A 20,209-nucleotide genomic window follows, 5' to 3' on the forward strand; every position below is an offset into this window, starting at 1 on the left:
TTTTTTTTATTGAAAGGGCGCCCCCGTATTTTAACACTAGGAGTTTGTGGGCCAGGGTCATTTGTTATTAGCACCCGGGGGCGGGCCTCCCTCGGGAGACCCGCCCCGCGCGCGTAGCGGCGTACCCACAGCGGCGTACGGACAGGGCACGGGCCTCGCAGCACGGAGCACGCGAGAGCGCCAGGCGCGTGGCGAGCGGAACCCGGGCCGTGTGGGCGGAGACACGGGGAAGGCGGGGGCGGTGGACGCCCACACGTGGCGCGGGTGGCCCTCGGCCGTCCCGTGGATGGCGTCGCGGGGACGGGTGGGCAACTCCGGCGCGCCGCGGTGCGGATGGGGCCGGCGCGGGCGGGGCGGCCCGCCGGAGTGTCAGAGGGGGCGGCTAGCATGCGAGGTATCTGAACCCTCACCGGACGGCGCACAAGGAGACCTGGGCGATGGCGGGAGAACCGCAGGCCGACTGCCTGTTCTGCAAGATCGTGGCGAAGGAGGTGCCGGCGACCGTGGTCCGCGAGAGCGAGACGACGCTGGCCTTCCGCGACATAAACCCGCAGGCGCCGACGCACGTGCTGGTCATCCCCAAGGCCCACTACGCGGACGCCGCGGCGCTGGCCGCCGCCGAGCCGCAGATCGCGGGCGACGTGCTGCGCGAGGCAGGCGAAGTCGCCGCCGGCGAGGGGCTCGGCGAAACGGGCTACCGCATCGTGTTCAACACCGGCAGCGGCGCCGGCCAGACCGTCTTCCACGCGCACGCCCACGTCCTCGGCGGTCGCGGCCTCAACTGGCCCCCCGGATAAGCAAGTTGTCCGTACGCGAACTGGTCGTCCTCGGCACGGCGAGCCAGGTGCCCACCCGGCACCGCAACCACAACGGCTATCTGCTGCGCTGGGACGGCCAGGGCCTGCTGTTCGACCCCGGCGAGGGCACCCAGCGGCAGATGCTGCGCGCCGGGGTCGCCGCGCACGACCTGCACCGCATCTGCGTCACCCACTTCCACGGCGATCACTCGCTCGGCCTGCCCGGCGTCATCCAGCGCATCAACCTGGACCGGGTGCCGCATCCGGTGGTCGCCCACTACCCGGCCAGCGGCCAACAGTTCTTCGACCGGCTGCGGTACGCGACGGCGTACCGCGAGAGCGTCCAGATCGGTCAGCAGTCGGTGGGCGGCGACGGCGGCACGCTCGCCGTCACGGACGCGTACACGCTGAGCGCGCGCCGGCTGTCACACCCCGTGGAGTCCTACGGCTACCGCCTGGTCGAGTCGGACGGCCGGCGGATGCTCCCCGAGCGGCTCGCGGCGCACGGCGTCGCCGGGCCACTGGTCGGCACGGTGCAGCGGGAGGGCACGGTGCGGGTGGCCGGGCGGACCGTCGCGCTGGAGGAGGTCAGCGAGGTCAGACGCGGGCAGCGATTCGCGTTCGTGATGGACACCAGACTGTGCGACGGGGTGTACGCGCTCGCCGATGGCTGCGATCAACTCGTCATCGAGTCGACGTTCCTCGACGAGGACGTGGCGCTGGCCACCGAGCACGGTCATCTGACGGCCGGACAGGCGGCGCAGGTGGCCACCGCGGCGGGCGTGCGGCAGTTGGTGCTCACCCACTTCTCCCAGCGCTACGGCGACCCCACCGAGTTCGAGCGGCAGGCCCGCGCGGCGGGCTTCACGGGCGAACTCGTCGTCGCCAGCGACCTCCAACGCATCGCCGTGCCCAAGCGCGCCTGAGCCGGCCGCACTCGACGCCCCGGGCCCGGCGGCTGGGGGCCCGAGATCTCCGCGTCTGGCCTGTCGGCTCGCGCCGCGCCGGACGCGCCCGTGCCCTGCCGTGTGCCACCGGACGTGCCCGCGCCGGGTGCCAGCGTGGGGGCGGGGGCGACGTCGTACGGCTCCGCCTCGCACGGGCTCGTCTCCTGCCAAGCCATGGGCGCACCAGCCCCTCTCGTACGGGCCCCTCTCGTACGGGCCCCTCTCGTACGGGCCCCTCTCGTACGGGCTCTGCCTCGTACCGGCCCCCTCTCGTACGGGCTCATGCCGTACCGGCCCCTGGCACACCGGCCCATTTCGTACGCGCCCGGGCCGTACGGGAGCCGGTGCCGGGGCGGGGCCCGGGGCCTGGGGCAGTGGGGGCCGCGCGGGCGGGGGCGGTGCCCGGGGGGGGAGGTGGTCGTCGAGTTTCGGTCAGTGGGCGAGGGCCGCCGCCGTGGCGCGGGCGAAGCCTTCCGGGTTGTCCAGCATGATGTTGTGCCCGCAGTCGGGGACGCTGGCGAGGTGGACGCCGGCCGCGACCAGCGCCTCCGCGCCCGGCAGCGGGCCGTCGGCCGCCGGCCGCAGGAAGCCGCGCGGCACCGGCAACTCGGTCAGCAGGGTGCGCAGCGAGGGTTCGGTGTCCCGGACGAGGTGGACCGCGCTGCGGTGCAAGGCGACGCGGTCGGTCAGCCGCATCGTGGCCCACCAGTGCGCCCCGGCCAGGTCCCGCACCCGCTCCCAACCGCCGGCGAGGAACTCCGCCTCCGACCGGGCCGCGATGCCCCGGCTGCCGCCGGCCTCCGGATCGGGGGTCAGCGGGTCCAGGTTGGCGTCGACCAGCACCAGACGGGAGACCAGATGCGGGTGGCGGGCCGCCAGGACCAGCGCGATCGAGCCGCCCATGCTGTGCGCGATCACCTCGGCACCGGAGACATTCGCCCAGGTCAGCGCGGCGGCCAGCGCATCGGCATGGGCCTGTAGGGAATAGTCGAAGCCCTGCGGGCGGTCGCTGAGACCGTGCCCCAACAGGTCCACGAGCAGCGAGCGGTGGCCGGCGAGCAGCGGATGGACGGCGACCTCGGCGAAGTACGCGGGCGAGCTGGCACCCAGGCCGTGCACGTAGACGCGCGCGGGCCCGCGGCCGGGCAACTCCACCCACCGCATCAGATCGCCTTCGGGTGTCACGGGGGCCTGCCGCACGCTGTGCTCCTTGCGATCGTGAACGCCACCGACGTGACCGGACCGGTCTGATCCGGCCAGTCCGACCACCACGGCGAGTCCGGCTGGTTTCGACCAGTCCACTGGTCCACCTAGTTTCGCCCGTGCGGTCCCGCCAACGCCGTGCAGGGGGCCGAGAAGGGCACGCAAGCCGGGTCACCCTCGCCCGCCCCCCCGCCCGAAGTGGCGGGCGCCGGGCGGGCGTCCGGGGAGTGGGACGGGCGGGAGAGACGGGACGGGCGGGGCGCCCGATCGGGCACACTGGGCCCCACCTGCGCCGGGTGCGCGTCGGCGGCAGCCGCACGCCCGGGCGTCTGGGGTGCAAGGCAGTACAGCGAGGTACGGCAAGGGAGCACACCGTGACACGGCGAGACGGAGACGGCACCACCCCGGCGAGCGGCGGCCGGCCCGGCGGACGGGGCGCGGCGCGCTCCGCACGACAGGGCGCGGCCTACGGAGACCTCGACGACGCCGACCACGCGCCCGCGGGCGCGCGCGAGGCACGGCCCGGCGGCGCCAGCAAGGCCCGCCCCCCCCACCGCCCCCCCCCCGTCCCCGCCCGCCCCCCCCCCCCCCGCCCCCCCCCCCGCCCCCCGCGGCGCGGCCCCCCCCCCCCCCGCCCCCCCCGCCCCCCCCCCCCCGCGGCCCCGGCCCGTACCGCCCGCCGCCCCCGCCCCTCCACGCGCGGCGCGCCGCCCCGTGCGAGGCGGCGGGCGGACACGCCGTGCGGGACCGTGGCGGGCGCGTGCGGGCGGGGCGCCCCTAGGCCGTACGTGGCTGTTTGATCACACCTCTGGACCCCGACGTGGGGAACCGACAACACGTCGCTACGATGGCCAGGGCCGGTGGACCGTACCCGGCCGGGCCCGACCGACAGTGAAGCCGGTGGCCCCAGTCCCCGCTCCCGGAGGGTTTTCCGTGCCGGCTGGAACGCTGTACCGCGGCCGGGAAGGCATGTGGTCGTGGGTGGCTCATCGAGTCACCGGCGTGACCATTTTCTTCTTCCTGCTCGTCCATGTCCTGGACACCGCGCTCGTCCGTGTCTCCCCCGAGGCGTATGACGACACGATCGCGATCTACAAGAATCCCGTAGTGAACCTGATGGAGTACGGCCTCGCCGCCGCCGTGCTCTTCCACGCGCTGAACGGCCTGCGGGTCATCGCCGTGGACTTCTGGTCGAAGGGTCCGCGGTACCAGAAGCAGATGCTCTGGGCCTCGGTGGGTATCTGGGTCGTCCTGATGGCCGGCGCCTTCTACCCGATCATGGAGCACACCCTGCGCGACCTCTTCGGGAGCTGATGATGGCGACTGACACCACCCCCGCGGTCAACGACACGGTCACGGCGTACGACGTCGACCACCCGGCCCCGGTCATCGAGCCGCCCCGGGCGCGCACCGCCAAGACCCCCAAGGCCAGCCGGACCAACTTCGAGCTGTACGGCTGGCTGTTCATGCGGCTGTCCGGCATCCTGCTCACCGTTCTGGTCATCGGTCACCTGCTGATCCAGCTCGTGATCGACGGCGGCGTCTCGCGCCTCGGCTTCGCCTTCGTCGCCGGCCGCTGGGCCTCGCCGTTCTGGCAGGCGTGGGACCTGGTGATGCTGTGGCTGGCGATGCTGCACGGCGCCAACGGGCTGCGCACGATCATCAACGACTACGCGGAGCGCGACCAGACCCGTTTCTGGCTGAAGACGGTGCTCTACTGCGCCACCGTGTGGACCATCCTGCTGGGCACGCTGGTGATCTTCACCTTCGACCCGAACATCCGCTAGAGCCCGGGGCTGACGCATACCGATGAAGATCCACAAGTACGACACCGTCATCGTCGGCGCCGGTGGCGCCGGGATGCGCGCGGCCATCGAGTCGACCAAGCGCAGCCGGACCGCCGTTCTGACGAAGCTCTACCCGACCCGCTCCCACACCGGCGCGGCGCAGGGCGGCATGGCCGCCGCCCTGGCCAACGTCGAGGAGGACAACTGGGAGTGGCACACCTTCGACACGATCAAGGGCGGCGACTACCTGGTCGACCAGGACGCCGCGGAGATCCTGGCGAAGGAGGCCATCGACTCGGTCCTGGACCTGGAGAAGATGGGCCTGCCGTTCAACCGGACCCCGGACGGCACCATCGACCAGCGCCGGTTCGGCGGCCACTCCCGCAACCACGGTGAGGCCCCGGTCCGCCGGTCCTGCTACGCGGCCGACCGCACCGGCCACATGATCCTCCAGACGCTGTACCAGAACTGCGTCAAGGAGGGCGTGGAGTTCTTCAACGAGTTCTACGTGCTCGACCAGCTCATCACCGAGGTCGACGGCGTCAAGAAGTCGGCCGGCGTGGTCGCGTACGAGCTGGCCACCGGCGAGATCCACATCTTCCAGGCGAAGGCCGTCATCTACGCCTCCGGCGGCTGCGGCAAGTTCTTCAAGGTGACCTCCAACGCGCACACCCTCACCGGTGACGGCCAGGCCGCCGTCTACCGGCGCGGGCTGCCGCTTGAGGACATGGAGTTCTTCCAGTTCCACCCGACGGGCATCTGGCGGATGGGCATCCTGCTCACCGAGGGTGCGCGCGGTGAGGGCGGCATCCTGCGCAACAAGGACGGCGAGCGCTTCATGGAGAAGTACGCGCCCGTCATGAAGGACCTCGCCTCGCGTGACGTCGTCTCCCGCTCGATCTACACCGAGATCCGTGAGGGTCGCGGCTGTGGCCCCGAGGGCGACCACGTCTACCTGGACCTGACGCACCTGCCGCCGGAGCAGCTCGACGCCAAGCTGCCGGACATCACCGAGTTCGCGCGGACCTACCTGGGCATCGAGCCGTACACGGACCCGATCCCGATCCAGCCGACCGCGCACTACGCGATGGGTGGCATCCCGACCAACGTCGCGGGCGAGGTGCTGGCCGACAACGACACCGTCGTGCCCGGCCTGTACGCCGCCGGCGAGGTCGCCTGCGTGTCGGTGCACGGCGCCAACCGGCTCGGCACCAACTCGCTCCTGGACATCAACGTGTTCGGCCGGCGGGCGGGCATCGCCGCCGCCGAGTACGCCGCCAAGGCCGACTACGTCGAGCTGCCCGAGGACCCGGCGTCGCTGGTCGTCGAGCAGGTCGAGCAGTTGCGGGAGTCCACCGGCAACGAGCGGGTCGCCGACCTGCGCAAGGCGCTCCAGGAGACGATGGACGCCAACGTCATGGTCTTCCGCACCGAGCAGACGATCAAGACGGCGGTCGAGGAGATCGGCGCGCTGCGCGAGCGGTACCGGAACGTTTCCGTGCAGGACAAGGGCAAGCGGTTCAACACCGACCTGCTGGAGGCCATCGAGCTGGGCAACCTGCTCGACCTGGCCGAGGTGATGGCCGTCTCCGCGCTGGCCCGCAAGGAGTCGCGCGGCGGTCACTACCGCGAGGACTACCCGAACCGCGACGACGTCAATTTCATGCGGCACACCATGGCGTACCGCGAGGTGGGCGCAGACGGCAGCGAGTCGATCCGGCTCGACTACAAGCCGGTCGTGCAGACCCGCTACGAGCCGATGGAGCGTAAGTACTGATGAGCAGCGCGACCCTGGAGAAGACGGCACTGGCGGACGCCGAGTCCGCAGCCACGCACCTGATCACGGTCACGTTCCGAATCCGCCGGTTCAACCCGGAGGTCTCGGACCAGGCGGTCTGGGAAGACTTCCAGATCGAGATGGACCCCAAGGAGCGTGTCCTGGACGCACTCCACAAGATCAAGTGGGAGTTGGACGGGACGCTCACGTTCCGCCGCTCGTGCGCGCACGGCATCTGTGGTTCGGACGCCATGCGCATCAACGGCCGCAACCGGCTCGCCTGCAAGACCCTGATCAAGGACATCAACCCGCACAAGCCGATCTCGGTGGAGCCCATCAAGGGCATGACGGTCCTGAAGGACCTCGTGGTCGACATGGAGCCGTTCTTCCAGGCGTACCGGGACGTGATGCCCTTCCTGATCACCACGGGCAACGAGCCGACGCGCGAGCGCCGGCAGTCCTCGGCCGACCGTGAGCGGTTCGACGACACCACCAAGTGCATCCTGTGCGCCGCGTGCACGTCCTCGTGCCCGGTGTTCTGGAACGACGGCCAGTACTTCGGGCCGGCGGCGATCGTGGGCGCGCACCGCTTCATCTTCGACTCGCGTGACGAGGGTGGCGAGCAGCGCCTGGAGGTCCTCAACGACCGGGACGGCGTGTGGCGCTGCCGTACGACGTTCAACTGCACCGAGGCGTGCCCGCGTGGCATCGAGATCACCAAGGCGATCCAGGAGGTCAAGCGGGCGCTGATCACGCGCCGCTTCTGACCTGCGCCATCGGCGGCTGATCGACCGTCGCACCGCACGCACCAAAGCCCCGTCCCGGCCGCACTGGCGGGGGCGGGGCTTTGGTGTGGGCTGCGTTTGGGTGGGGCGCGCAGGACCGGGGACACGCAGGGCTGGGGGCGCGCAGGGCAGGTTCGGGGGCGCGCAGGCGTGCCCGTACGGCAGGGCGTGCGCGTGTGGTCCGTTGCGCCGGTTACCGGGCGGTGTGCTCGACCTGGCCGGTGTGCTCCCGGACCTTAAGGCCCCGTGAGGTCGGAGACGGCCGCGTAGTCGGTCAGGGCGGCGCGGCGGCGCTGGAGTTCGGCTATCTCTCCGTCGAGCTTGGAGAGTTGACCGCTGACGATCTCGGTGAAGTGGGAGCAGTCCCGGACGCCGGGGCCCGCGGTCTGCGTGCAGGGCAGCACCGTACGGATGGTCTCCGTGTTGAGCCCGGTCGCCAGCAGTTCGCGTACGCGCTGGACGGTGTGGACGGCCTCCGGCGCGTACCGCCGGTAGTCGTTGGCGTCCCGCTCGGAGCGCAGCAGCCCCTGCTCCTCGTAGTAGCGCAGCAGTCTGGTGCTGACACCGGTACGCCGTGCCAGCTCGCCGATCCGCATCACAGCCGTCCGTCCTTCCGCCTGGGCTTGACCTTCACACCGATGTCAAAGGGCAACCTCCTGCTCATGGCAGAGATTCCCGCGGCCGGTGCCGCGCAGTTCACCACGTCCACTTCGTCCGCTCCGTCCACCCCGTCCGCTCCGTCCGCCACCGCGCTGTCCGCGGGTGGGCCGGCCGCCGGAGGTGCGGCGCCCGGCGGCGCGGCGCGCGGGCCGCTCGCCACCCGGGTCATCGGCTCGGGCCCCGGGCTGCTGCTCGCGCACGGCGCCGGCGGCAGCATCGACGGCAACTACGTGCAGATCTTCCCGGCGCTGGCGGCGGGCCACACCGTCGTCGCGCCCGACTACCCGGGCTCCGGCGCGACCCCCCGCGCCACCGGGCCGCTCACCCTCGACGGGCTGGCCGATGCGCTGGTCGCGGAGGCGGTGGGGGCGGACGTGGAGACGTTCACGCTGGTCGGCTACTCGCTGGGCTCCGCCGTCGCGGTGCGGGCCGCCGTCCGGCACCCGGAGCGGGTGCGCGGGCTGGTCCTGACGGCCGGTCTGGCCCGGGCCAACAACCGGGCGCGCACCTCGCTCGAACTGTGGCAGGCGCTGCTCGCCCAGGACGACCTGCACACCTTCGCCAGGTTCGCCTCGGTGTCGGCGTTCTCGCAGGCCGCGTACGAGGAGTTCGACGAGGCGCAGCGCCGGGCGCTCGTGGACGACATCGCGGCCTCGGTGCCGGCCGGGACGTCGGAGCAGGCGGGGCTCGCGCTGGCCGCGGACACCACCGCCGACCTGCCCCGCCTCACCGTGCCCACGCTGGTCATCGCCACCACCGAGGACCTGCTCGTCGCGCCCGCCCACTCCCGGGTGCTGGCCGACGCCATTCCGGGCGCGGAGTACGCGGAGTTGGCCACCGGGCACCTGCCGATGGTCGAGCGGCCGGCGGAGTGGTCCGCGCTGATCACGGACTTCCTGGACCGGCACGGGCTGTGAGGCGGGGCGGCAGCGGATGCCGGAGCCGGATGGGGCGGCGGTGACACCGGGCGATATCGGTGCGGTGCCTTCGGCCGGCTCCGGCCGCGGCGCCGTCAAATGCGGCCCAGTTCCCACAGCCGCCACATGCCGTTGCCTTCGGACAGGAATTGGGTGCCGGCTATGGAGTCCTTGCTGACCACGATGTCCTTGCCCTGCCACAGCGGCAGGATGGGAATGTCACGGGCCACGATGTTCTGGATCTCGCGGAAGTCCCATACGCCGCGGTCGCGCTGCGGGGTGTTCTGGGTTTCGCGGATCAGGGTCTCCACCCGCTCGTTGCGGTATCCGTTGTGCAGCGTGGACTGCGCGCCGATGAGCGGGCTGACGAAGGTCTCGGCGTCCAGGAAGTCCGGATACCAAATGATCCCGTACGCGTCGTAGTCGCCCTTGTTGAAGCCGCTCTGGAATTCGTCCCACGGGTACTGTTTGAACGTCACCTTGAACAGTCCGGTGGCCTCAAGTTGAGCCTTGAGCTCCTCACCCTCGGCCTTGGCCGCGGAACCCGGTGCATAGGCCATGCTGAAGTCCACCGGCGTGTTGACGCCGGCGTTCTGGAGGAGGGTGCGGGCCTGTTCCTTACTGGGTTCGGGATAGGCGTCGTAGAAGGCGGTGTTGTGGCTCGTGACGCCCTTGGGGATGAGCGAGTAGAGCGGTTCGACCGTACGGCTGTGCGCCTTACGGGCGAGTTCCCCGCGGTCGACAGCCGCGGCAATGGCGCGCCGAATGGCGGGATTGCGCAGCGGCGAGTCCTTCCGGAGGTTGAACACCAGGTTCCCGGTCGTGGCGCCCGGGTTCTCCATCACCTTCACGGAGGAGTCGCCGGCGGAAAGCGAACGCACATAGGCGGGCGGCAACTGCCGTGCCGCGACGTCGACATCGTGCTTCTTCCAGGCGTCCCGCAACTGTTCCGCGTCCTTGAAGTAACGGACCGTGACGGGCTTTCCGGATTGCTTGATGGCGCCCTTGTACTTGCCGTTGGGGCGCAGTTCCGCGACCTTCTCGTGCTCGTACTTCTTGAGCACGTACGGGCCGGAACCCGACACCTCGTCGCCGGTGCGCAGCTTGGTCGGGCTGTACTCCTTGCTGTCGACGATGGAGCCGGCCCCGGTGGCAATCTTGTACGGGAAGGTGGCGTCCGGCGAGCTCAGATGAAAGACCACCGTGTCCTCGCCCTTGGTCTCCACCGACTTGAGGCTGGTGAGCAGCGGCATCGGGCCGCGCGGGTCGCGGATGGTGGCGAGCCGATCGAAGGAGAACTTGACGTCCCGTGCGGTGATGTCGCGCCCGCTGGCGAAGCGGAGGCCGGAGCGGAGTTCACAGACGTAGGTCAGGAGTTCGTCGTTGCTGAAGGCGCACTGCTTGGCGGCGTCCGGTACAGGCTTGGGGCTTTCGGCCTTGAAGGTCAGCAGCGACTGGAAGACGTTGCTGTACAGGCCCCAGGAGCCCGCGTCGTACGCGCCGGCCGGGTCGAGCGTGTCCACCGGGTCGGCGGTACCCACCGTGATGGGATCGTCGTCGTCCCCCGACGACGTCAGAACGCCGCAACCACTGGCGCCCCCCGCGGTCACCACGACCCCGAGCACCCATCCCAGGGCAAGACATCGCTTGCCGACCCTTCGCATCCCCGCGCCCCCTCCGGCACCTCACGTCACAGGGACGAAATCACGGGCACCCGTGGTAACCCTGCTCCCTGTTCAACAATGCGCATCACCCAATCACACGCCCGACGTGTGCGCTAGCAACCTCCAATTGTCGTTGCACATTTGACCACTTTACGGCCGCGTACGCCCCCGGGACCCGCTCCGGGTAAGCGGCGCACAACCGGAAAGGGGCTTGCACCGCCGCTTCTCCTGGCCGCAGGCAGGGCGATTTGAGACAGCCAGACCACAACAGCCGCCCACCACCCACTAGTTGAAAGTAACCACACCGCAAGCCGAAAGCGGGCAAGTCGGTCAGCGCCGCCCGGAATGCAACGGCCCTTTGGTTACGGCACGGAATGGCGCGCATACGGATAGGGCGTGCCGCGGATAAGGCACAGACCAATGGGCGCACTTCCGGGCCGCTCCGGGATATGGATCAGGCGTTTAGCGAGGCGAGTTCGACAACGGTGATGTCGGGCGGTGCGCCCACCCGTACCGGCGGGCCCCACGCCCCGGCGCCGCGGGAGACGTAGAGCTGCGTGTCGCCGTAGCGCTCCAGTCCGGCGACGGTCGGATTAGCCAGCTCCGCCAGGTAGTTGCCGGGCCAGAGCTGGCCGCCGTGGGTGTGCCCGGAGAGTTGGAGGTCGACGCCGTGCTCGACGGCGTCGTGGATGACCACGGGCTGGTGGGCGAGGAGTACGGAGGCCCGGGCGCGGTCCCGGCCGGCGAGGGCGCGCGCGAAGTCCGGGCCCTTCCCCTCGTCCTCGCCCGCGACGTCGTTGACCCCGGCGAGGTCGAACCCGGGCAGTTCGGTGCGCTCGTTCTCCAGCGGACGCAGTCCGAGTTCGCGTACGTGGTCCACCCAGGCGTCCGCGCCGGAGAAGTACTCGTGGTTGCCGGTGACGAAGAAGGAGCCGTCGCGCGACTGGAGGTGCCGCAACGGTTCTGCGGCGGGTCCCAGATCGGCCACGCTGCCGTCCACCAGGTCGCCCACGACGGCCACCAGGTCCGGGTTGGTCCGGTTGATCGTCTCGACCACGCGTTGCGTGTGCGACCGGCCCAGGATCGGCCCCAGGTGGATGTCGCTGACGACGGCGATCCGGTAGCCGTGGGCCTGCCGGGACAGCTTGGCGAGCGGCACGGTGACCCGCTTGACCCGCGGGCCGCGGAAGACGCCGTAGGCGCCGTACCCCACCGTCGCGGCGGCCACGGCCCCCGCCCCCACGGCCACGGTCCGAGCGACGAACAGCCGCCGCGAGGTCTGGGCGGCGGGGTCGTCGAGGGTGGGGGTTTGGGGGGTGCCGGGGGTGGTCGTTTCGGGGATGGGGGGCGGGGTCGGCTGGGTCTTGGGGGCGGTTTCGGCCGAGGTGGGGGTTTCGGATTCGCCGGGACGGGGCGACGCGTCCGGTGTTGCGGCCGAGGCGAGGGAGGGGGTGGCGGCGGTGGCCGGTGTGCTCGCGGCCGTGGTGGCTGGCGTGCTCGTGGCTGCCGTGGTGGCCGGCGTGCTCGCGACTGCCGGCGTGCTCGCGGTGGCTGGTGTGGTGGCCGGGGGCGGCGTGGCGCGGCGGGCGCGGCGTTCCAGGAGGCGGAGCAGCAGCGGCCGGACCGCCTCGCCGACGAGCAGGGCCAGCACCAGGTAGAGCAGCACCGCCAGCCACAGATAACCGGGCCAGGCCAGGACCCGCTGCACGGTGAACGGTGCCCCGGCCCGGCCGCTGACCAGCGCGCCGACGCTGAACAGCGGCAGCACGACCACCGCCCAGGTCCCGACGCGCCGCGGCCATCCCCCCACCGCAGTGACATCGCGCACCATTCGGCGCCATACGTACCCGTGCACGACCACCAGTAATGCGATGATCAGCAGCGCAACCAGGACAAAGACCGCAATCATCCCCCGTACCTCCCGTTACGCCGAAGCGTCCTCGCGTCGAAGGGCGCGCAGCCCACGGAACCCGAGCACTCCGATCCCCGTCCCCAAGAGAAACGAGGTCACGGCGAGTGCGAGATGGACCCAGAAGTACGCGGTCGGGTCGCCGGCGTCGTTGAAGGCAAGCCCGCTTGAGTCTTTCCAGAGGTTTTTCACAAAGGTGAACCAAATGCACCAGCTCCACGCCCCGAACGCGAGCAGGAACCAGGACACGGGGCGGCTGAGCTTCATGGCTTCCAGTATGCGGAACGACTCGACGGCTCCCCGAGCAGGGTCGCCCTCACCCGAACCGACGCCGGCGCCGGCTCCGGAGAGGGCTACCGATACGTTCACCCCTGTGCCGATGTCTCTCCGTACTTCTCCGCTCACCGCGCGCACCGTGCGCGCCTCCGACTCCTCCCGCGCCGTATCGGACCCGCACGCCACCCGTGCCGCGCGCCCGGCGCGCGCTGGGGGGCGCGGCAACGGACTGCCGGGGCTCCCGCGCGGGCGCGGGCGTAGCGCCGCGGTGGCCGCGTTGCTGCTGCCGGCCGTGCTCGTCGGCGTGGGCGCCCAGCCCGCTTTCGCCGCCGACGGCGACAGCGACGACGGACGGCCGAAGGAGCCCAAGCCGCCGGCCACGATGTCCACCGTGGGCGGCACGCAACTGGGCAAGCCGGGGACCCAGGTGCGGCTGAAGCCGGGCGCGCCGGCGCTGCCCAAGCAGCTCACCGCGCGGTCCTGGATCGTGTCGGACGCCGAGTCCGGCGAGGTGCTGGCCGCGCACAACGCGCACTGGCCGCTGCCGCCGGCCAGCACGCTGAAGATGCTGTTCGCGGACACCCTGCTGCCGAAGTTCGACAAGAACGACACCCACAAGGTGCAGCTCTCCGACCTCGCGGGCGTCGGCGAGGGCAGCAGCCTGGTCGGTGTGAAGGAGAAGTACACGTACTCCGTGCACGACCTGTGGCTGGGCGTCTTCCTACGCTCGGGCAACGACGCCGTCCACGTACTGTCCGCGATGAACGGCGGCAAGCCGCAGACCGTACGCGACATGCAGGCGCACGCCACCGAGCTGAACGCCCGTGACACGCAGGTCGTCAGCCCGGACGGTTACGACGAGAAGGGGCAGGTCAGCAGCGCGTACGACCTGACGCTCTTCGCCCGCTCGGGGCTGCGCCGGGCGGACTTCCGGGAGTACGCCTCCACCGTGCGGGCCAAGTTCCCCGGCGAGGTGACGCGGGACAAGAAGACGAAGAAGCCCAAGCGCGAGTACTTCGAGATCCAGAACACCAACCGGCTGCTCACCGGCGACGTGGACCTGGAGCCTTACCAGGGCATCGCGGGCGTCAAGAACGGTTCGACCACCAACGCCGGCGCCACGTTCACCGGCGTCGCAGAACGGGGCAACCGCGTCCTGCTCGTCACGGTCATGAACCCGAAGAAGGACGAGCCGCACGCGGTCTACAAGGAGACGGCCCGCCTCCTCGACTGGGGATTCAAGGCCGCCGACGCCGTCGAACCGGTCGGCCGCCTGGTGGCGCCGGGCGCGACCGGCCTCGCTGACGACGCCAAGGCCAACGGTCAGGACGGTGCCGCCGGTGGCGGCAAGAACAGCCACCAGCAGGCGCAGACCGCCGCGGTCGCACACTCCGGAGACGACTCGGGCGGCGGCGTCTGGACGGCGGCCGGCATCGCGGGCGGCTCACTGCTCCTCCTCGCCGCGGCCGGCTACGGGGTACATCGCCGCTGGCCCCTCCCGGAGATGGTCCGCCGCCGACCTCGGGGGTGAGGTTGTTGGGTTGTACGTGTGGGGGGCGTGAGGTAGCTGGGCGTGGGGTGGGTGGGCGTCAGTCCTCCCTACCTTGTTGATCGGGACGGGCCCGGGAGGCTGACGCGCCGGCCGCCGGTACGTCTTGGGACGCGGGCTGCGGTGGGTCCTGGGGCGGCGCGGTGTGGGGGTGCGGGGGCGGCGCGCCCCCCCCCCGGGGGGGGGGGGGGGGAACGGCGCCCCCCGAGGGCCGGCCCCCGGGCCCCCCCCCGCCGCCCCCCCCCCCCCCGCGGGCGCGCGCGAGGCACGGCCCGGCGGCGCCAGCAAGGCCCGCCCCCCACTCGGCCAGCCCGCCTTCACGGACGGCCCCGCCCGCCCCGTACTCGACCCGCTCGCGCGGCTGCGCGGCCCCGGCGACCCCACCTGCGACGTGTACCTGACCGGGCCCGTCTTCCTCGACATCATCTTCACCGGCCTGGACTCGGCCCCGGTGCGCGGCACCGAGTCCTGGGCCCGCGGCATGGGTTCGAGCCCCGGCGGAGTGGCCAACATGGCGACCGCCCTGGCCCGACTCGGCCTGCGCACCTCGCTGGCCGCGGCCTTCGGCGACGACATGTACGGCGACTACTGCCGGGACGCCCTCGACCGCGGCGAGGGCATCGACCTGTCGCTGTCGCGCACGGTGCCCGGCTGGCACTCGCCCGTCACCGTCTCCATGGCGTACGAAGGCGAACGGACCATGGTCTCGCACGGCCACGAGGCGCCGCCGACCCGGACCGCGTCGCCCGTCGAGGGTGCCTTCGACGGCGAGACGGCGCCCGAGTGCCCCCCGCTCGCCCGCGCCTGCGTGGCCTCGCTCGAACCCGGCAGCCGCGAGGAGTGGATCGCCCACGCCGCCCGCAAGGGCAGCCGGATCTTCGCCGACGTCGGCTGGGACGACACCGGCCGCTGGGACCCGGCCGACCTCGCCGACCTGGAGCACTGCGAGGCGTTCTTGCCCAACGCGGCCGAGGCGATGCGCTACACCAGGACCGACTGCCCGCGCGCCGCCGCCCGCGCGCTGACCGAGAAGGTGCCGGTGGCCGTGGTGACGCTGGGCGCCGAGGGCGCCTACGCCGTTGACGGGCGCACCGGCGAGAGCGCCGAAGTGCCCGCCATCGCGGTCGAGGCGATGGACCCGACCGGCGCCGGCGACGTCTTCGTGGCCGGGTTCATCACCGGCACCCTGGCCGGCTGGCCACTCGCCGACCGGCTCGCCTTCGCCGGCCTGACCGCCGCCCTCTCGGTGCAGGAATTCGGCGGTTCACTCTCTGCGCCCGGCTGGGTGGAGATCGCCGCCTGGTGGCAGCACGTGCAGGCATTCGACGACCAGAGCCTGGTCGCCGGGCACGGCAGCGCGCTGCGCCGGTACGCCTTCCTGGACGACCTACTGCCCTCGGCCCCGCCCTCCTGGCCACTGCGCCGCGCGGTGCCGACGATCGGCTTCCGCCAGCCTTGAGGCGCGGGCGGGACGGGTCCACGGGGCGGAGCGGGGGCTTTGCCGGGCTGGGTGCTGGGTGCGCCGGGTGCCGGGGGTGGGCCGGATGTTCGGTGGGACGGTGGGGCGGGGTGCTGGGCCGCAACCGAGCCGCATGCCGAGCCGCACACTGAGCCACACCGAGCCGCGCGCTGGGCTGGGCGCGGGGGCCCGTGCCCCCACCGCGCCAGGCACCCCGCGAGGGAGGCATCCCCCAGAGAAGGCCCGCCCGGGAAGGCCCGCCCGCCCCCGGTTGTTGGACCGTGTGAAGCCGCGGCCGGACCCGGCCCCGATAAAAGCCTCTGGCCTTGTCGGTGTGTCGTCGTACGCTGGGTATCCCAAGCCGCTGAACCACGGAAAGAGGGATGAGCAGGCCCCAGAGCCGGCCCATGACGCAGACATCCACAGCCCAGAGCCCCGTCCCGGGGCAGGCACGCGCCCACTTCACCGTTCCGGCCAAACACCCCATGGTCACGGTCCTCGGCTCAGGCGACTCCCTGCTGCGCGTGATCGAGAACGCGTTCCCCGCGACCGACATCCACGTCCGGGGCAACCAGATCAGCGCGGTCGGCGCCCCCCAGGAAGTCGCCCTGATCCAGCGCCTTTTCGACGAAATGATGCTGGTGCTGCGCACCGGACAACCGATGACGGAGGATGCGGTGGAGCGTTCGATCGCCATGCTGCGCGCGGCAGAGAACGGCGGCGAACAGGCGGAGACCCCCGCCGAGGTGCTGACGCAGAACATCCTCTCCAACCGTGGGCGCACGATCCGCCCCAAAACGCTGAACCAGAAGCGCTACGTCGACGCCATCGACAAGCACACGATCGTCTTCGGCATCGGCCCCGCCGGCACCGGCAAGACCTACCTGGCCATGGCCAAGGCCGTGCAGGCGCTCCAGTCCAAGCAGGTCACCCGGATCATCCTGACCCGACCCGCGGTCGAGGCCGGCGAGCGGCTCGGCTTCCTGCCCGGGACGCTGTACGAAAAGATCGACCCGTATCTGCGTCCGCTCTACGACGCCCTGCACGACATGCTCGACCCCGACTCCATCCCGCGCCTGATGGCCGCGGGCACGATCGAGGTGGCCCCGCTCGCGTACATGCGCGGCCGGACGCTGAACGACGCCTTCATCATCCTGGACGAGGCACAGAACACGAACCCCGAGCAGATGAAGATGTTCCTCACCCGGCTCGGCTTCGAATCCAAGATCGTGATCACCGGCGACGTCACCCAGATCGACCTGCCGGGGGGCACCAAGAGCGGCCTGCGCCAGGTGCAGGACATCCTGGAAGGCGTGCCGGACGTGCACTTCTCCCGGCTCACGAGCACCGATGTCGTCCGGCACAAGCTCGTCGGCCGTATTGTCGACGCGTACGAGCAGTACGACAGCCGCACCGGAAAGTCGGCCTGACCAGGCCGGCAACCGGGTGACCCCCCCCCCCCCCCCCCCCCGGGCGGGGGGGGGGCCCCGGGGGGGCGCCCCCCCCCCCCCCCCCCCCCCCCCCCCCGCGGCCCCCCCCCCCCCCCCCCCCCCCCCCCGCCGCGCCCCCCCCCCCCCCCCCCGGGGCCCCCCCCCCCCCCCCCCCCCGGGGGGGGGGGGGTACGCCGAGTGCGGCCGACGAGCCCACCGCACACCGGCACCCTCGGAGAGACCAGCAGCCCCATGGCGATCGACGTCAACAACGAATCCGGCACCGACATCGACGAACAGGCGGTGCTGGACATCGCCCGGTACGCCCTGGCCCGGATGCGCATCCACCCACTCTCCGAACTCTCCGTCATCGTCGTCGACGCCGACGCCATGGAGCAGCTCCACCTCCAGTGGATGGACCTGCCGGGCCCCACGGACGTGATGTCCTTCCCGATGGACGAACTGCGCCCGCCGGGCAAGGACGACGACGAACCGCCGCAGGGGCTGCTCGGCGACATCGTGCTCTGCCCCGAGGTGGCCAAGGAACAGGGCGCCCAGGCCCCCACCCAGCACAGCATGGACGAGGAACTCCAACTGCTCACCGTCCACGGCTGCCTGCACCTCCTCGGATACGACCACGAGGAGCCGGACGAACGCGCCGAGATGTTCGCCCTCCAGAAGGCGATCGTCGACGACTGGCGCACCGAGCGCGGCATCGAGGGGCCGTCCCCGGCCCCCACCACCCGGTGAGCGCCGCCCGATGAACGCGCAACTGATCACCGCGGCGGTGCTCCTGGTCGTCGTCGCCTGGCTGGCCGCCTGCGCGGAGGCAGGACTGGCCCGCACCACACGGTTCCGGGCCCAGGAAGCAGTGCGCTCCGGCCGGCGCGGCAGCGCCAAGCTGATGGCCGTCGCCGAAGACCCCACCCGCTACCTGAACGTCGCCCTGCTCGTCCGCGTCGCCTGCGAGGTCGCGGCCGGCGCCGTCGTCACCTACGCGTGCGTGCGCGCGTACGACGAGACCTGGGAGGCACTGGCCATCGCGATCGGCGTGATGGTCCTCGTCTCCTACGTCGCGGTGGGCGTCTCGCCTCGTACGATCGGCCGCCAGCACCCACTGAACACGGCCACCGCAGCGGCCTACGTGCTGCTGCCGCTGGCCCGCGTGATGGGACCGATCCCGCAACTCCTCATCCTCATCGGCAACGCGCTCACCCCCGGCAAGGGCTTCCGCAAGGGCCCGTTCGCCTCCGAGGCCGAACTGCGCGCCATGGTCGACCTGGCCGAACAGGAATCCCTGATCGAGGACGAGGAACGCCGCATGGTGCACTCCGTCTTCGAACTCGGCGACACCCTCGTCCGCGAGGTGATGGTGCCGCGCACCGACCTGGTGGCCATCGAGCGCTTCAAAACCATCCGACAGGCCCTGACCCTCGCCCTGCGCTCCGGGTTCTCCCGCATGCCGGTCACCGGCGACAACGAAGACGACGTCGTCGGCATCGTCTACCTCAAGGACCTGGTCCGTAAGACGCACGTCAACCGGGACTCCGAAAACGACCTGGTCTCCACCACCATGCGGCCCGCCACGTTCGTACCCGACACCAAGAACGCGGGCGACCTGCTGCGCGAGATGCAGCAACAACGCAACCACGTGGCCGTCGTCGTCGACGAGTACGGCGGCACCGCCGGCATCGTCACCATCGAAGACATCCTGGAAGAGATCGTCGGCGAGATCACCGACGAGTACGACCGGGAACTGCCGCCCGTCGAACCGCTGGGCGAAGACCGCTACCGGGTCACCGCCCGGCTCGACATCGGCACCCTCGGCGAGTTGTACGGGCTGCGCCTCGACGACGAGGACGTGGAGACGGTCGGCGGACTGCTGGCCAAGTCACTCGGCCGGGTACCGATCACCGGCGCCGTCGCCGACGTGGACCTCAGCGAGGACACCACCGACCCCGACCTGCACGCACTGCGACTGACCGCCGAGTCACCGACCGGCCGCCGCAACCGCATCGTCACGGTCCTGGTCGAGCCCGTACGGGCCCCCGGAAACCTCACGCAACCAACGGACGAGCCCCCGGGCCTCAAGGACGCGACGACCGACCGCTAGCTGCGGATGCGCGGAGCCTGGCCGCCGGAGCCCGGTGCTCGGCGGTTGCGGGGGATTGCGTCTGGCCTGCGGTGCGTGTGGGCGCGTGGGTGCGCGGGCGGGCGTGGTTTGGATCGTGGGCTTCCGCCGGTGGGTTTGGGCCCGGGCTGTGGTGCGTACGCGCGGGTGCACGCGGGTTGGTGCGGGTTGGCCCAGCGGGCTCCCGCCGTGGGGTTTGGCTTTTCTTCGTGGTGCGTACGCGCGGGATTGCTCAGGTCGAGGGCGGCGAGCACCTCGGCGGGATGGCCGTACGGGCGGATGCGCGCGGGCCGGAGTCCCCAAGCCGCCCGGGCAGTGCGGCCCCAGGCCCCCGCCGCGCCCCGCCCCGGCTCACAGCACCCCTCCCCACCTGCACCTTCAGCCCGTAGCGGCGGCGCCGTATCCTCGTGCACATGAGCGAAACGGCGGCTTTGGGCCCGGAAGACCAGAAGATCATCACGCTCGCCCGATCCACCCGGGCGCGCAACGGCGTGCTGGAGGGCGCTGCCGTGCGCGACGAGACCGGCCGTACCTACGTCGCCGGCACCGTCGCCTTGCCGTCCCTCCAGTTGAGCGCGTTGCAGACGGCTGTCGCCATGGCGGTGGCCAGCGGTGCGACGTCACTGGAGGCGGCTGCCGTGGTGAGCGAGGCCAGCGCGGTGGCCGAGGCGGACCTGGCTGCCGTACGGGACCTCGGCGGCCCGCAGACCCCGGTGATCCTGGCTGGCCCCGACGGCACGCCGCGGGCCACCGTGGCCGCGGGATGACCGCCGGCGACCCGTCCGGGCGCGGTACCGCACAGGCCGCCGGGTCCGCGACCGCAGCCGGTGGGCACGGCACCGGCGGGCCGGACGCGGGGGGGGGCGCGGGGGGGCCCCCGCGGGCCCCCCCCCCCCCCCCCCCCCCCCCCCCCCCCCC

At 71.7% G+C, this 20,209-nt stretch carries 19 protein-coding genes; 14 read left to right on the forward strand and 5 right to left on the reverse strand.

Annotated features, from left to right (window positions below; genetic code table 11):
• Positions 1 to 437: 437 nt before the first annotated feature.
• Positions 438 to 797, forward strand: a complete 360-nt coding sequence (locus tag AAHZ94_RS09185) for a histidine triad nucleotide-binding protein (RefSeq protein WP_349992051.1) — start codon at positions 438 to 440, stop codon at positions 795 to 797.
• 5 nt (positions 798 to 802) lie between these two features.
• Positions 803 to 1,723: a ribonuclease Z gene (locus AAHZ94_RS09190; RefSeq protein ID WP_349992053.1), complete on the forward strand. Its 921-nt coding sequence runs from the start codon at positions 803 to 805 to the stop codon at positions 1,721 to 1,723.
• A 453-nt stretch (positions 1,724 to 2,176) separates the two neighbouring features.
• On the opposite strand, the gene AAHZ94_RS09195 is transcribed toward AAHZ94_RS09190, so the two are convergent.
• Positions 2,177 to 2,944: an alpha/beta fold hydrolase gene (locus AAHZ94_RS09195; RefSeq protein ID WP_349992054.1), complete on the reverse strand. Its 768-nt coding sequence runs from the start codon at positions 2,942 to 2,944 to the stop codon at positions 2,177 to 2,179.
• Between the two features lie 377 nt (positions 2,945 to 3,321).
• On the opposite strand from AAHZ94_RS09195, the gene AAHZ94_RS09200 reads away from it, so the two are divergent.
• From AAHZ94_RS09200 to AAHZ94_RS09220, 5 genes are all read left to right on the forward strand, one after another.
• Positions 3,322 to 3,747 (forward strand): hypothetical protein, encoded by a 426-nt coding sequence (locus tag AAHZ94_RS09200; RefSeq protein ID WP_349992055.1) that lies wholly within the window; start codon positions 3,322 to 3,324, stop codon positions 3,745 to 3,747.
• A 133-nt stretch (positions 3,748 to 3,880) separates the two neighbouring features.
• On the forward strand, positions 3,881 to 4,261 hold the full coding sequence (gene sdhC / locus AAHZ94_RS09205; RefSeq protein ID WP_349992057.1) for a succinate dehydrogenase, cytochrome b556 subunit: 381 nt from the start codon (positions 3,881 to 3,883) through the stop codon (positions 4,259 to 4,261).
• 2 nt (positions 4,262 to 4,263) lie between these two features.
• The gene (locus AAHZ94_RS09210) at positions 4,264 to 4,734 is read left to right on the forward strand and encodes a succinate dehydrogenase hydrophobic membrane anchor subunit (RefSeq protein ID WP_349992074.1); all 471 of its coding nucleotides are present in this window, start codon (positions 4,264 to 4,266) and stop codon (positions 4,732 to 4,734) included.
• Positions 4,735 to 4,756: 22 nt separating this feature from the next.
• Positions 4,757 to 6,511 carry a succinate dehydrogenase flavoprotein subunit gene (gene sdhA / locus AAHZ94_RS09215; RefSeq protein ID WP_349992058.1) on the forward strand — a complete coding sequence of 585 codons (1,755 nt, stop codon included), beginning with the start codon at positions 4,757 to 4,759 and terminating at the stop codon, positions 6,509 to 6,511.
• On the forward strand, positions 6,511 to 7,278 hold the full coding sequence (locus AAHZ94_RS09220; RefSeq protein WP_349992059.1) for a succinate dehydrogenase iron-sulfur subunit: 768 nt from the start codon (positions 6,511 to 6,513) through the stop codon (positions 7,276 to 7,278). The genes sdhA and AAHZ94_RS09220 overlap by 1 nt, the downstream gene beginning before the upstream one ends.
• Before the next feature lie 254 nt (positions 7,279 to 7,532).
• On the opposite strand, the gene AAHZ94_RS09225 is transcribed toward AAHZ94_RS09220, so the two are convergent.
• Positions 7,533 to 7,892, reverse strand: a complete 360-nt coding sequence (locus tag AAHZ94_RS09225; protein ID WP_349992061.1) for a MerR family transcriptional regulator — start codon at positions 7,890 to 7,892, stop codon at positions 7,533 to 7,535.
• A gap of 66 nt (positions 7,893 to 7,958) precedes the next feature.
• Here AAHZ94_RS09225 and AAHZ94_RS09230 point away from each other — a divergent pair, with 66 nt between their 5' ends.
• Entirely contained in the window at positions 7,959 to 8,873 is a 915-nt protein-coding gene (locus AAHZ94_RS09230) for an alpha/beta fold hydrolase (protein WP_349992062.1), read from the forward strand.
• Between the two features lie 95 nt (positions 8,874 to 8,968).
• Here AAHZ94_RS09230 and AAHZ94_RS09235 read toward each other — a convergent pair whose 3' ends face one another.
• The 3 genes from AAHZ94_RS09235 to AAHZ94_RS36385 form a co-directional block, all read right to left on the reverse strand.
• Positions 8,969 to 10,537: an ABC transporter substrate-binding protein gene (locus AAHZ94_RS09235; protein WP_349992063.1), complete on the reverse strand. Its 1,569-nt coding sequence runs from the start codon at positions 10,535 to 10,537 to the stop codon at positions 8,969 to 8,971.
• 454 nt (positions 10,538 to 10,991) lie between these two features.
• Complete coding sequence (locus AAHZ94_RS09240) at positions 10,992 to 12,446, reverse strand: metallophosphoesterase (RefSeq protein WP_349992065.1); 1,455 nt, start codon at positions 12,444 to 12,446, stop codon at positions 10,992 to 10,994.
• A 15-nt stretch (positions 12,447 to 12,461) separates the two neighbouring features.
• Positions 12,462 to 12,908: an SCO4848 family membrane protein gene (locus AAHZ94_RS36385; protein WP_502964621.1), complete on the reverse strand. Its 447-nt coding sequence runs from the start codon at positions 12,906 to 12,908 to the stop codon at positions 12,462 to 12,464.
• Here AAHZ94_RS36385 and AAHZ94_RS09250 point away from each other — a divergent pair.
• The 6 genes from AAHZ94_RS09250 to AAHZ94_RS09275 all read left to right on the forward strand — a co-directional run bounded on the left by AAHZ94_RS09250 (position 12,826) and on the right by AAHZ94_RS09275 (position 20,058).
• Positions 12,826 to 14,253: a D-alanyl-D-alanine carboxypeptidase family protein gene (locus AAHZ94_RS09250; protein ID WP_349992066.1), complete on the forward strand. Its 1,428-nt coding sequence runs from the start codon at positions 12,826 to 12,828 to the stop codon at positions 14,251 to 14,253. The two genes, AAHZ94_RS36385 and AAHZ94_RS09250, sit on opposite strands and share 83 nt — an antisense overlap.
• A 379-nt stretch (positions 14,254 to 14,632) precedes the next feature.
• On the forward strand, positions 14,633 to 15,730 hold the full coding sequence (locus AAHZ94_RS09255) for a carbohydrate kinase family protein (protein ID WP_349992076.1): 1,098 nt from the start codon (positions 14,633 to 14,635) through the stop codon (positions 15,728 to 15,730).
• A gap of 407 nt (positions 15,731 to 16,137) precedes the next feature.
• A complete protein-coding gene (locus AAHZ94_RS09260; protein WP_349992068.1) occupies positions 16,138 to 17,160 on the forward strand; it encodes a PhoH family protein in 1,023 nt (340 codons plus the stop codon).
• A gap of 252 nt (positions 17,161 to 17,412) precedes the next feature.
• Positions 17,413 to 17,910, forward strand: coding sequence for an rRNA maturation RNase YbeY (gene ybeY / locus AAHZ94_RS09265; RefSeq protein ID WP_349992070.1), 498 nt, complete (start codon positions 17,413 to 17,415; stop codon positions 17,908 to 17,910).
• Positions 17,911 to 17,920: 10 nt separating this feature from the next.
• Positions 17,921 to 19,273 carry a hemolysin family protein gene (locus AAHZ94_RS09270; protein WP_349992072.1) on the forward strand — a complete coding sequence of 451 codons (1,353 nt, stop codon included), beginning with the start codon at positions 17,921 to 17,923 and terminating at the stop codon, positions 19,271 to 19,273.
• 431 nt (positions 19,274 to 19,704) lie between these two features.
• Positions 19,705 to 20,058 carry a cytidine deaminase-like protein gene (locus AAHZ94_RS09275; RefSeq protein ID WP_349992073.1) on the forward strand — a complete coding sequence of 118 codons (354 nt, stop codon included), beginning with the start codon at positions 19,705 to 19,707 and terminating at the stop codon, positions 20,056 to 20,058.
• The last annotated feature ends 151 nt before the right edge of the window (positions 20,059 to 20,209 follow it).

It is taken from the genome of Streptomyces sp. HSW2009, assembly GCF_040240285.1.
Lineage (GTDB): Bacteria > Actinomycetota > Actinomycetes > Streptomycetales > Streptomycetaceae > Streptomyces.